This window comes from Holdemania filiformis DSM 12042 (assembly GCF_000157995.1).
GTDB classification, from domain to species: domain Bacteria; phylum Bacillota_I; class Bacilli_A; order Erysipelotrichales; family Erysipelotrichaceae; genus Holdemania; species Holdemania filiformis.
This window is the reverse complement of record NZ_GG657557.1, coordinates 393,968-407,682: the sequence shown is the minus strand read 5'-3', so window position 1 is coordinate 407,682 and position 13,715 is coordinate 393,968. Positions and strand designations below refer to the sequence as shown.

At 46.6% G+C, this 13,715-nt stretch carries 7 protein-coding genes; 6 read left to right on the top strand and 1 reads right to left on the bottom strand.

The window, feature by feature from the left end; genetic code table 11:
- The 5 genes from HOLDEFILI_RS20080 to HOLDEFILI_RS10785 form a co-directional block, all read left to right on the top strand.
- A partial coding sequence (locus tag HOLDEFILI_RS20080) for a hypothetical protein (RefSeq protein ID WP_208854967.1) occupies window positions 1-271 on the top strand: 271 nt, incomplete at its 5' end.
- Complete coding sequence (locus tag HOLDEFILI_RS10800) at window positions 261-1,478, top strand: helix-turn-helix domain-containing protein (RefSeq protein WP_244264324.1); 1,218 nt, start codon at window positions 261-263, stop codon at window positions 1,476-1,478. The genes HOLDEFILI_RS20080 and HOLDEFILI_RS10800, both read left to right, overlap by 11 nt.
- Window positions 1,479-1,715: 237 nt before the next feature.
- Window positions 1,716-8,717, top strand: coding sequence for an alpha-L-fucosidase (locus tag HOLDEFILI_RS18460; RefSeq protein WP_006059711.1), 7,002 nt, complete (start codon window positions 1,716-1,718; stop codon window positions 8,715-8,717).
- An 80-nt stretch (window positions 8,718-8,797) separates the two neighbouring features.
- Window positions 8,798-9,556: a class B sortase gene (locus HOLDEFILI_RS10790; RefSeq protein WP_167317144.1), complete on the top strand. Its 759-nt coding sequence runs from the start codon at window positions 8,798-8,800 to the stop codon at window positions 9,554-9,556.
- A gap of 318 nt (window positions 9,557-9,874) precedes the next feature.
- Window positions 9,875-10,633, top strand: a complete 759-nt coding sequence (locus tag HOLDEFILI_RS10785) for an exodeoxyribonuclease III (RefSeq protein ID WP_006059709.1) — start codon at window positions 9,875-9,877, stop codon at window positions 10,631-10,633.
- Window positions 10,634-10,845: 212 nt separating this feature from the next.
- On the opposite strand, the gene HOLDEFILI_RS10780 is transcribed toward HOLDEFILI_RS10785, so the two are convergent.
- Window positions 10,846-11,718 (bottom strand): LysR family transcriptional regulator, encoded by an 873-nt coding sequence (locus HOLDEFILI_RS10780; protein WP_006059707.1) that lies wholly within the window; start codon window positions 11,716-11,718, stop codon window positions 10,846-10,848.
- 147 nt (window positions 11,719-11,865) lie between these two features.
- Between HOLDEFILI_RS10780 and HOLDEFILI_RS10775 the strand changes: the two genes are divergently transcribed.
- Window positions 11,866-13,521: an FAD-dependent oxidoreductase gene (locus tag HOLDEFILI_RS10775; RefSeq protein WP_039864698.1), complete on the top strand. Its 1,656-nt coding sequence runs from the start codon at window positions 11,866-11,868 to the stop codon at window positions 13,519-13,521.
- The last annotated feature ends 194 nt before the right edge of the window (window positions 13,522-13,715 follow it).

The following is a 13,715-nucleotide window of genomic DNA, read 5'->3' as shown; positions in this document are numbered from 1 at the left end:
GAAAATCATGAAATGTCGGAATCTCCATGATTCCGGACTTTATAAGCGCGGAGGGATCAGAAATCAGGCTCAGGGCAGTCTATATAGAATAAACCATTTCACTAAAATAACGTTTAATTTAATAAACAAAAATCGGTATAATAAAGCTAGAGGAAAAGAACATGGAACAATGGGTAAAAACAAAAGTGTGGAGAATGAAAAGTACGGCGCTTTTTGTATCGGATATCTATCTTACGCTTCTCTTCGTTTTAAAAGGAACGATGACCGCTAAGATTGGAACTGAAATGGAAATCGTTCAGGAAGGGCAGCTGCTGATTATCAATCGGCATAAGCTGTGCAACTGTTTTAGTACGGAGGGCAGTATTGTTCAGGTGATCGAGATTGATGTAGAAAAGGCTTCCCGGGTTTATCCGGAAATGAACGATATGATCTTTCAGGCAGTGTCCCTTCGTAAAGACGACCACAACGATGCTTTTACATCAGACCGGGATCGAATTTTTCTATCGGACTGCCTGAATTTAATTGTGGAAGAAAACCCGGAAAGTCCGCTGAGCGTTCAGGGCGACTTCATTCTTTCTCTTTTGTGTCTGGAATATACGATTTTCAATAACGGCCAGGGACAATATCAATTCATGTCGCAGGAGAAAAAAGAACGGCTGCTTCAGATTTTGAATTATATCCAGGAACATCTTCAGGATCGCTTAACGCTGCATCAGACCGCAAAGCAGGCTAAAATCACACCGCAGCATCTCAGCGCTCTGTTTAAGGAAATATTTCATCAGTCATTTACCGATATGATTATGAAAATGCGCTTGGAACGGGCGGAAACGTTATTGTTTAAAAGCAATCTGAGCATTACGGAAATTATCATGGAATGCGGATTCAGCGACAGAAAGTATTTTTATCGCTGCTTTCACGAGGCTTTTGGCTGTACGCCGTTAGTTTGGCGCAAGCGTTGGAAACCTGCGAAACGATATGCCGAAGAATTAAACCGGGAGGCGGTTGAAGTCTTGCTTCCTGAGTTTCGTAAGAAGTTTGGTTTGTTCGAGAAACCGATGGATTCCATGATATACCGCAAGGTTAAGCAATTGAAGAAAATGCGGCAGAAAGGACTGGATCTGAGAAAGCTTATCGTTACGGTGGATCTGTCTGAAACCTTATTGTCTGAGCAAGACACAATCCAGCCGTTAATGTTGTTTGGCTATGATCAGTTACTGCGCTTTGTGGTTCTTTATGAATTAGAACTGCGGATTCGGCTGCCGCTTTCATTTCTTAAAGAAACGGAGCAGGCTAAACAATGCCATGCGGTCACCATCGAATCGTTTGTCACACAGTCACTTCTGCGGTTTGGCCACACTCCGTTGACACGATGGCGGGCAGAACTTTTAGTTCAGAATGAAGCGGAAATTCAGGAAGCGGAAAAAATCCGGGAACATTTGTTAGGACAGGGAATCACGGATGTTTCTGTGCTGTTTTAGTAAAAGTGGGGGAATTGTAAGAATAAAGTTGCAAAACCATTCTTACAGTTCTCCGTTTTTTTGTGGCGAAATAGTGAATAAAATACTGGTTATGTGGGAGGGAGAGAATGAATAGAAGAAGCCAAGGTTACAACGCCTGAATGTAAGCGCTTAAATTAACGCAGACGCTGAGAACGCTTAAGGATGTAAACGCCAGCATCAGAACAAGTTGAAAGCAGGAAGGGAATAGAAAAACAGATGAAAAAATTGATCAGTTTACTGACCGCCGCAGTCATGATATTTACGGTGATGGTTCCATCTTCATCAGGGGCGATTCATGCGGAGTCATTGAATTCACCGACAAGGCAGAACGAAACTCAGGTTCAGAATGTTGATGAAGAACAGTCGGAGGAAAAAACGGAAGAGTCTGAAACTCCGGGATCTGCAGAACCGGATGAGAAGTTGGAAGAATCCTCCCCGACTGAACCGTCGGAAGGTATGGAAACGCCGCTGCCACCAGAAGCAGCCGAAAGCACGCCGACTCCGCTACCTACGGAACCGGGCACTGAGAATAAAATACCAGTTCAGCCAAAGGCGGCGGTAAAAGAGAAACAGGGCATTAACGAACCAGCGCTGCAGGCCGACGCTGACTTCTTTGATGATTTTGGAGATACCGCAGGCAGTGAAATTAATCTCGATTATTGGGGATATCTGGAGGGGGACAAGGCGATTGTTCAACGCGATCCGGAAGCGACCGACGCTCAGAATGGCAAAGGCTACAGCTTTTATACGGATGGAACCAATAAGCTATTCATCGAACATAAGTTTGAGAATAATATCCGCGGGAAAATATCTGTCGATTTTTATGATGATGGTACAGATCAGACAGGCCGGATGGCGCAGGTGAATCTGACGGGGATCGCCAATAAGGAAAATAAGGGCAAATCGTTTATTATCGGTCTGGGTATCAACCAGAATCAAACGACTCAAGGCTGGAGCAATTCGAATTATTGTGCCAGAATTGCGGAAGACGGCCGATTTATTGATACGCAGATTGCCAGAACGAAAGGCTGGCATACGTTTACCATGGAAGTATCCGAGCAGGGGACTGAGCTGTCGATTGACGGAACAGCTGTGGACGCCAGCGGGATTCCGGGGAGTGATTTAGTCACTTCGTTTAACGCAATTCAATTAGGCGATAAGTGGGCGAGCGGCGGCGAAACCTATTTTGACAATATCCGCCTTGAAAATATGACCATCGTCGATGTGGATGCGGAAGAAGCCGCGAAGCACGACGCTTCAGCAAGGACGATTAAAGTCGGCGGCATCAGCATTCCTGAATTCGACGCTGAAACACTCGAATACCTTTGGGAATATCCGGCAGGGAGCGCTTTGCCAGAAGTAGCCGCGGAAGCGAACAATGAAAAAGCCAAAGTTGAAATCGAACAGGCAACGGAAGCGACTCCCAAAGCAACAATTACGATTACAGCGATCGACGGATCGACGGTCAGAACCTATACGATCACGTTTAAAGAAGCAGCCCAGGAAATTGAAAAAGAGTGGTCCGCAACTTTTGATGAAGACGATCCGAAAATGAAATGGGAATTGCTGGACAGCCGCGGACAATATTTTGAAGTAACCGATGAACAGGCGCATGATGGGACGCATAGCTTCGTGACCCGCGGCGAAGCTGCGAAAAAGTCCTGGATCTTCAAGAAGTTTGATTCAGCGGTGAATGGCAAAGTCAGCGTCTGGTTTTATGATACGATGGGTGATAACGGAAAGGAATCTTTCCAGCAGGTTAACATCTGGGCACCGTTTAGTAAGGTGACGGAACAGCCTGCAATTGCCGGACTTGGAACGGATGGAAAGACAAATTATGCGATCCGGTTAGGAACTTCTGCCGGTTATGCGCAATCGAAGGTGAAGCGGACTCGAGGCTGGCACGAATTTGTCTTTGACTTAACCTCCGGCAGCGATGCGAATTTTTATATTGACGGCACTTTAGTTCACACTACCGATGCCATTACCTCCATCGGCGCTTTACAGATGGGCGATATCTGGTCAACAAGCAAAGCGACCGCTTATTATGACGACGTTAAAATCACAGAGATCAGTCTCGGTGTTTCTGGAATAAGACTGGATCAGGAAGAAGCGGATATTGTCTGCGGCGAAACCCTGCAGTTAAATGCTACGGTACTCCCGATCGGCACATCGTCGGAAATCCTCTGGACTTCAAGCAATGAAAAAATTGCGACGGTGGATGAAAACGGTCTGGTCACGGCTAACGGGATCATGGGGGATGCCACGATTACCGCGACAACGAAAAAAGGAAATTACACGGCTTCCTGTGTCATTCATACGACGATGTCGGCGGAACAGGACGCGACCCTGGCCTCGATCTTGATTGATGGAAAAGAACTGAGTTCTTTTAAGCCGGAACAGCTGGATTATACGGTAACGGTTGTCGATACTCAGGTTCCGACAGTCACGGCGGTTGCCCATCAAAAAGAAGCGGTGGTCACCATTACTGAAACCTCAGAGATCCCGGGAACAACGACCATTGAGGTTACGGCAAAAGATAAGGTAAACAAGCAGGTGTATACCGTTCATTTTGAAATGTTGAAAGAAGCCTTCTTTGATGATTTTTCGTATACCGATCCGGAAGATCTTGAAAAAAGAGGAAATTGGGACGTACAGGAAGGCACCGGAAGAAGACCGGGTGATAGAACGTGGGGATGGAGCGCGGACAACGTTGTTTTAATGGAAGACGCGGAAGATCCTGATAACACAATTGTTCGTTTGAAAGCCAAGACTGACGGCACCGGCGGAGAAAATACGACACAGTCGCAGATCCGGTATTATGAAGAGAAATTCGGCGCCGGCACCTATGTCGCGCGAGTATGGCTGTATGATAATGTCATGGAATCCGAAGATCCGGAGGGTACCGGAGCTTGGAACGCAAAAGATCAGGCTTTATCGACCTTCTTTACGATCAATCGGATTGAAGGGCCGAAATGGAAGCCTTATCATGAAAGCGATTTTGAATATCTGTTTAACGGCGGATGGGGAATGGGACCGAAGACGATGTGGTTTACGTCCTGGAATTCTTATTCCTTGGAAACGTCTTCAGAAGCCCAGCGGGATCAATCGTCCTCAACCGGCCCTTCGGCAGTCGGTAGTTTAGATGGCCGGTGGTCAATTCTAACGATCAAACTGGATGAGGATGGCAGGACGACCTATTATATTGATGGTCAGCAAAAAGCATCGCATGCGAATAAAGATGAAATTGCCGGTCCTCAGTCCATTGCGTTTAATTTGTGGTTTATCGGCGGCGGCCAGGATAAAAAATACAACGGTCATTCACGAACCTATTGGGAAGATGTCGACTGGGTTTATTACACGCCGGACACCAACACGACAACGGCAGAGGTTGAAGAAATTGTAACGGGAATGAAGAACGCAAATATCCATGTGTTTGATGATATTGCTTCGCCGGATATTACATTGAATTCGATCACAGTTGATGGTCAAGCGTTGGAAGGGTTCAATAACGAAAATACAGAATACTTTATTGAATTGCCGGAAGGAACAAAGAAGGCGCCGAAAGTTGAGGCCAACGCGAATAATCAGTTCTCGATCGTGACCGTTACTTCGCCGGAAACGCTTCCTGGCGCAACGACGGTTTACGTAACGTCCAGCGATTTATCCGTAACGAAGACCTATCATCTGAATTTCTCTGTAAAAGGCAATTCTGAGCTTGCCGCTCCGCTGTCTAACTTTGCATCAGGCAGCATGGTGAAATATAGAGATGTTCAGTTATTCCATCCTCAGAACGCCGATATTTATTATACGATGGACGGATCAACGCCGACGACCGCTTCCAGAAAATATGGCGGAGAAACGATCCGCATTGAGAAAAGTACCAATATCAAAGCGATTGCGGCGGCTGATGGAAAAACAAGTCCGGTTGCGGATTTCCTCTATACGGTCATCCCGCTCACACCTCAGGTCGTAGCGCATCCAGATGCTGCGATCAACGGCAGTTCGATTATGAAAAATGGGATATTGGATACGACCAAACTGACGTATGACGATCCGGTAACCCTGGAATTATCCATGCCGGAATCGAAACAGAGATTTTATGAAGTTCCAGGCAGAACGGATAATTATCAATTCTATTACACAACGGATGGTTCTCTGCCGACAGTCGATCAATATCATCCAAACCCAAGTACCCGGTTATATGAAGGACCGATTGAAATTAACAAGACGACGACGGTGAATTTCATCGCGGTACTTCCAGGAGTTTGTGAAAGCTATGAAAGTACGCAGGCTTTGCGCAGCCAGTACAGCCAGGTAAAAATAACCATTAAAAATGGATTGTATGATATTGTATTCGACTCAAAAGGCGGCAGCAATATACCCTCTTTAACTAAAGTTAAGGCTGGAAGCTTGATTGATAAACCCGAAGATCCGACAAAATTAGATTTTATCTTCGACGGGTGGTATAAAGATGAAAAATATACGAAAGCCTGGGATTTTACCGCGGATAAAGTAACGGGTGATACAACTTTATATGCGAAGTGGTCTCGTGATGTAACCGCGGCGCCTGCCCCGTATGGTGCCCTTCCAAGCGAACAACAAATGAGATATTATGAAGAAGAATTAGCTGGTTTTGTGCACTATGGTCCGAATACGTATAAGGGGACCAATGGTATTGAATGGGGAAATGACGGTACCTATACTCCGGATACCATGCAATATCCGGATACGATTGATACTGATCAATGGGTAGAAACCTTTAAAAATGCAGGCTTTAAGCGCTTGATTTTCACAGCTAAGCATCATGACGGATTCCGTTTATTTGATACTGATGAATTCTCAACAGCACAATCGAAGAATGGAAAAGATATATTGGCTCTCTTATCAGCGTCATGTACTAAGTACAATATGAATATGGGCTTATATCTGTCGCCATGGGATGTGTTTGAAGAAAAAGGCAAATCGATCGTTTATGGAGAACGGGGCGCTTATGGGAATGGCAGCGGCTCGACAGATTCATCACCGTTAGATGATGATTACAATATCCTGTATGAGAAACACCTCAGAGAAATTTTTGATAATCCTAAGTATGGAAATAACGGCGAATTTGTGGAATTATGGCTTGATGGAGCAAATGGTTCCGGATTGAAACAGCTTTATGATTTTCCGGTTTGGCTTGATATCGCTAAGGGATCCAACGGTGTTCAGGATACCCGCGATGAAATGATCGTTTATGGTCCGCCGTATGTTTCAGGCAAAGATGCTGCATGGTGCGGAAATGAAAAAGGTGAAATTGATCCTAATAAACCTTCGACGATGACTCCGGGAACGGGTCCGACAGAACCGATTCCTGATCCGGCTGCAGAATCTGAATGGGTTGTTTGGGAAGGGGACTTTTCAATTAGACCGGGATGGTTTTATCATCCTAATGAAAACGGAAAAGTGAAAACCGGCGAATACCTTCTGGATCGTTATATGCAGACGGTAGGTCAGGGCGGCATTATGTTATTAAATATACCGCCAAACAGAAACGGCTTAATTGATGATATTGACGTTGAAAATCTAAACGAATTTGCAAGACTTCGTGAAGAAACTTTTGGCGAAGGAAAGAATTTGGCCAGAGGTTCTAATGTAACGGCAACCAGTGAAAAGGTTCGCAGCGAAAGATTCAGCGCATCCAATTTAGTAGATGGGGATTACGATACTTATTGGACGATGGCTGATGAAGAACGCCAGGGAACAGTGATTATCGATCTGGGACAGCCGAAAACATTTGATGTTGTAGAACTTCAGGAATATATTCCTTTAGGTCAGCGGATTGACGCTTATCAAGTTGAAGTGTTTGTAAACGGTCAATGGCAGGAATTTTCTAAAGGAACCGTCGTTGGCTATCGTAAGATGTCTACGAATCAGCCTGTAAAAACAGATAAATTGCGTATTACGGTCAGCAGTGAAAACGCAGTTCCTGTATTAAATAGCATTAATTTGTATAAATTACCGGTGGCGGCAGAAAAAGGGGAACCCGTTCCTGCTGGATTAAAATACATTGATGATTGTAAGATGACGGTCGGTACCCCGTCGACAAATTATCAGTCTGACGCCTGGTATCAAAACAATAAAGAAACGAAGTTAAATTTAGTTCACAATGATTACACGGCATTATCTCAAAATGGATATAAAGATGTGACATTCACCGGTTCCAAGTTCTATATCAGAGGAGCCTGGAATAGCAATGGTTCAGATCTGCGTATCACCATTGATAATGGAGAACCTCTTGTTGTGGATATGACTAGCGGCAAAAGCAGTGACCCGCGGCATCCATATCCGGGAGACAATCAGGGAGCCATTGTCTATAGTTCTGAGGATTTAGAGTATGGTCAGCACACTGTAAGGATTGAAGCGGAAGATAAGTCAGGTCAGGATAAATCAGTCTTAATCGATGCTTTAATTTACAATGATGAGCCTACCGGATCCTTTGAATTTGAAGATGTCGGAAGTGTAGATTTCAACGAGGGTGAACAAGTTAAAGTAAATGTAACTCGTTTAGGAGACGTTTCTCAAGCGGCTGAGATTAATGTTGCTTCTTACCCAGGGACAGCGGTTCATGGAGAAGATTTTAAGCAAGAGACGGTCACGCTTAAATTTGCGGTGGGAGAACGGACAAAGACGGCAGTATTTGAAACTTATGATAACTCGAAAGTTGAAGAAAATCAGTTCTTTTACTTAGAACTCGAACCTGTTAATGCGAAGACCCCAGCTTCATATAACATGTCGTTAATCGTGAATTTAATCGATAATGACGGTGAAGTTCCGGGACAAGCGCATAAAATTATCATCGATTCAAATGTAAAGAATGGTAAAATTTCAGTTAATCAATCTGAAGCCTTCGCGGGTGATGAAATTTCAATTACGGTTACACCCGATGCTGGATATGAACTTGTTCAAGACAGCTTAAAAGTCAATGGCCAGGTTATTGTGGGCAACAGCTTTGTCATGCCGGGAGAAGATGTCATTCTTACTGCGGAATTTACCAAAATTCCGGAACCGACAACACCGCCGGAATCCTCTGACAATACCCCTTCGTATGACGATGGCGGACCGTTTATAAAGGATGTCTGCGGCAATGTATTTGATCGTTGGGGCAACAAGATTTACAGTGCCCCGGCGTGCGAAGTGTCTGGCGGTTATCAGGTGCCGAATACAGGTGTAAGATAATCTGACAGATACAAGATTGAAATTGGGAATCAGGGTCTGCAGCAATGCAGACCTGGTTTTTCAGAAGGGAGATGGAAATCATGACTCATGATCAAGACAAGCATAATCGGTTTAAAATTATAGCCGGCGGCATCCTCGCGGTTCTGGTTGTTGCGGCTGTCTGCTTCTTTATCCAACCGCAGTCTCAGGGTTCAACAAATCCGGCAGAAACTCCATCGGTGATCGACGAAACACCGTCCGCTGACCAGGTGGACTATGCAGCTCAGAAAGCGTTGAATCAGGATTACCTGGGACATCTGTACTTTGAGAGCGGACTGGTCGATGAACTGACCGTACAGGGATCGGATAATGAATATTATCTGAATTATACAGTAAATAAAGAATACGATAGTCATGGAGCGGTATATCTGGATTATCGAAATACGCTGGATGATCAGAACCTCATCTTTTACGGCCATTATGTCTACGCGGATGAAAGCTTGGTCTTTTCCCCGCTGCATCAGCTGAAAGAAGAAAGTAATTATGAGAACAATAAAAAGATCAGGCTGCAATTAGAAAACGAGTGCCGGGAATATGAGATTGCTTATGTTTATTATTATGAAATGGGCAATGAAAATCTTGAATATTTCCATCCGAATTATGAACCAGAGCAGTTTGAAAACTATATTGCGAACGTGAAGGAGAAACAGTTTTATAACACGGGCCTTGATCTCGCTGAGGGTGAGCGCATGCTTACTTTGCAAACCTGTGTCAGAGACCGGGATGATCTGCGTTTGATTGTCGTGGCCAAGGAAACCAATGTAGTGAAAGAAGAATCCAAAACTAATTCGCAGGGCTGAGTTCTGAAAAGATGTAAAAGCAAGGTGGAAATGTTTAATTCATAACCAGGAACATTGAAATTCAAGCCGAGAGTATAAGAGGATTAACGTCTCATTTCAGGTTCGGCTTGGTTAAGCGTTTTGAAGATTCCTTCAGCGAATGACATGATGGCGGGGAAAGATCAGAGGGATAGGGAGAGCTGGGCGATCAGCTCTCTTTTCTGTTTGCTTTACGAAACCATTTCCATCGAAAAATGGAATCCTGCAGGATAATGAATCAAAGGAGTAGAAAAATCTGTCGAAATCTGGTTAAATAAAATCAGAAAAATGAGGTGCTTTATGAAACTGATATCATGGAATGTTAACGGATTACGGGCCTGTATTCAGAAAGGCTTTATGGATTTTTTTAACGAACAGGACGCGGATATTTTCGCGCTGCAGGAAACCAAGCTGCAGCCCCATCAGATCGAATTAGAACTGCCGGGTTACCATCAATACTGGCACAGCGCGGAAAGAAAAGGGTATTCGGGCACTGCGGTGTTCACAAAACAAAAGCCGCTGTCCGTGCGCTATGATTTTGACGAAGCGGAAGGGGAGCATCCGAAGGAAGGCCGCGTGATCACGCTGGAATTTGAGCAATTCTATTTTGTTACCGCCTATGTGCCGAACTCCAAGGAAGAACTGGCTCGTCTGGATTACCGGATGCAGTGGGAAGACGCGATGGCGCGGCATCTGGCAAAGCTGAACGAAACCAAGCCGGTCGTTTACACAGGCGACTTGAATGTGGCTGTGGAGGAGATCGATCTGAAGAATCCGAAGACGAATCATTTTAATCCCGGCTTCTCCGATCAGGAGCGCCAGAAGATGCGCGATTTGCTGAGCCTGGGGTTTGCGGATACGTTCAGAACCTTATATCCGGAAAAGGTTGAATACTCCTGGTGGTCCTATCGCTTCAATTCCCGCGCGAAAAACGTCGGGTGGCGGATCGACTATTTCATCGTTTCCCAACGGTTGATGAATCAGGTGAAGGACAGTGTTATCTATGGGGATATCCTGGGTTCGGATCACTGCCCGGTGGGAGTTGAAATCGAGTTTTAATGGGCCTAATTCATAGGATAAAGACGGATCAAGCTGCTGATGAGGCAGCTTTTTGATTTCTTGTCCAAACCGCAGGCAAGGACTGAAAATTATAAAGGGAGAATATCAAAAAAGGATCATCCGGAAATCGCATTCTGCTAAGCAAAATCAGAAAAGCAGAGGAATTCTTATTGAAGTATCATGCGGGAAAAAGTCCAGGGATCAGGAGAAAATTAAAAGAAGCTGCGGGTGTAGCGGATGAATTCTTCCATGATCGGCGTAACCGGCGCGTTCTTATGCGTAATGATCAGGAATTCATAATCCAGATCCAGATCGCCGATCGGCCGTTTCACGATCGAGGGTGGAAGCGGAATCGAGTCGCTGCCGAAGAAGCTGACGCACCGGGTGCTTTCAATCAGCTTGAAAATCAAGCCCATTTCTGCCGGAGAAAAGACCATCGTTGCCTTTAATCCCTGTTTTTGACATATTTGTTCCATCCGGGCGTTCAGAGCATTCTCAGTATTTAAACCGATCAGCTTCTGACCGCGGAAGTCCGCCAGCGACAACACCGGCTTAGCGGCGAGCAGATGATCCTGACTTAACACGGCGAAGACGGGATGCCGGTAATGATACTGGACCTGAACCATCGGCGCGTTATACAGCATCGTGCAGAAATAAATATCGATTTCGCTGGATTGCAGCGAACGGTTGTAGGAATCATCCGGCGCGCTGTAAATCTGGAAATCGACCTCCGGATGCGCGGTGATGAAACGGGTCAGAAAATCATCCGGGAAGTTGATCAACAGACCCGTCGGATAGCCCAGCGACAACGTCTGCGGACTTTCGTTTTTCATGGCCTGCAGATCAGCGATGATGTTGTCGTGCATCTGTAAATAAGGAAAGGCTGACTGACGCAGGGCTTCACCATAACGGGTCAGCTGCAGTCCAGCTACGCCGCGGATAAACAGCGGCACGTCCAGTTCTTCCTCCAGCTTGTCGATCGTTTTGCTTAACGCCTGCTGGGAAAGGTAAAGTTTTTTCGCGGCTTTGGAAAAGCTGCCCTCCTGGGCGGCGGTGATAAAACAATGCAGCTGTTTGGGATTCATGGCGATTTCTCCTTTTCTTTGTCATCAGCTTATCATGTCTTAACAGGGGATACAACTTTTAATTGTATCCCCTAACTTTTATCTGTTTGTCAATTCACAAACAAGCCTTTTATAATGAAGAAAGAAAAGACAAACAGGAGGGAAAGTATGTCAAATTCAAACAAGATCAAAGGCATCAGCCGCCGGGACTTCTTAAAGGGCACGGCTGCCGGAGCGCTGGGCGTCGCGGCTGCGGGGCTGTTAGGGGGCTGCACTTCCACCCCGGAAAAACAGGAATGTCCGCCATGTGAACCAACGTCATCCGCATCTTCTGCAGGCTGGCCGGCGGTTGAAGCGCTGGAACCGAAGGTTCCGATGGAAGGCGTCGTCGCCTTCGTGAAGGAGCCGATTGCGGATTCTGAAATTGTGAAGACTGAAAATGTCGATGTCGTCGTGTGCGGCATGGGTCCGGCCGGTTTCGCGGCGTCCATCGCCAGCGCGCAGCAGGGGTTAAAAACCGTCGTTCTGGAAAAAGGGCAGGTCGGCACGTATCGTTCGGCGACGATCGGCGGATTAACCGACCGGATTCATAAAAAATACGGCGTGGAGTTCGACACGAAGCAGTGGCTGGACGACGCGATGGTCAATTCCATGTTCTATGGCAATCAGGCGATCTATCAGCGGTGGATCGACACGCAGGAGGAAGCGATCAACTGGTTCCTCGATCTGTTCGGTCTGCCGGATGAGGATTTCAAGCTGACCTTTGCGGCCGGGGATTTCCCGGATTTCTACGAACCTTACGATACTACATCGCTGAGCCGTTCCTGGAACACGTCGATCAATATTCCGATGGCTCCGGCAGAAATCGTCGAGCTGCTAACAAGCAAGGTCAAGGAGGCCGGCGCAGAAGTGCTGATGGAGACTCCGGCCTGTCAGCTGATTAAAGAAGATGGAAAAGTCGTCGGCGTGATCGCCAAGACGGCGGAAGGCTACGTGAAATATCTGTGCGCCAAGGGTGTCGTTCTGGCGACCGGCGGTTATGAATTCAACCCAACCAAGCTGAAGGAATGCTGCCGCCCGCGCGATCTGGCTTTGAATCACTGGATGAATGGCACGGCGTCCAACACCGGCGACGGTCATGAGATGGGCAAGGCGATCGGTGCGATTGAGGACGAATATCCGCATCCGCTGATGCTTGATCCGGCACAGCTGATGCCGTATCTGCGTGTCAACAAGCTGGGCAAGCGGTTTACACCAGAATATGAACCGTATAATCATCTGGCACTGGCGATGCAGAACCAGCCGGACGCGATCAACTGGTACATCACCGACGGAGATGCCGCGGGCGCGATCGACAAGATGTGGACACCGTCTTCTTCCTGCTATGGGCCGAAGGAAGTCTGGGTCGGCGCGGCGACGAGCGAAAACGCGTTGAAAGCCGATACACTGGAAGAACTGGCGGGCTTGATGGGCGTGCCCGCCGACGCGTTTGTCGAAACGATCAATCATTGGAATGCCATGTGCGAAGCCGGTGAGGATACCGATTTCCACATGCTTCCAAGCATGATGCATCCGATCAAAACTGCGCCGTTCTATGCGAATCTGGAAGGCGCCGCGGCGCTGTGCACCGCCGGCGGGCTGCAGATCACGCCGAATTCAGAAGTACTGGATACAGAATTCAACGTCATCCCGGGTTTATACGCAATCGGCAATGTTTCCGGTTCGATGTTCCACGGAACCTATCCGCACAATCTGAACTGTATTTCCCACAGCCGCTGCATTACGTTCGGCTACAACGTCGCGAAGCAGCTGGCATCAAAATAAGAATCCGTTTCTGACGGATGGACTTTCGCTCTGAGTTTTTCTTCCTGTACTGGTTTCAGGAATAAGACTCAGAGTTTTTCTTTGCCGAACTGATCAAAGGTGAGTTTGCGCGGGGTTGGCGGTCTTTCTGTCGTTGGGGATGGTTTCTGGTATCCGCGGTGCAAGCCGATCCATTTCCTTTCAAGTTTTTGACA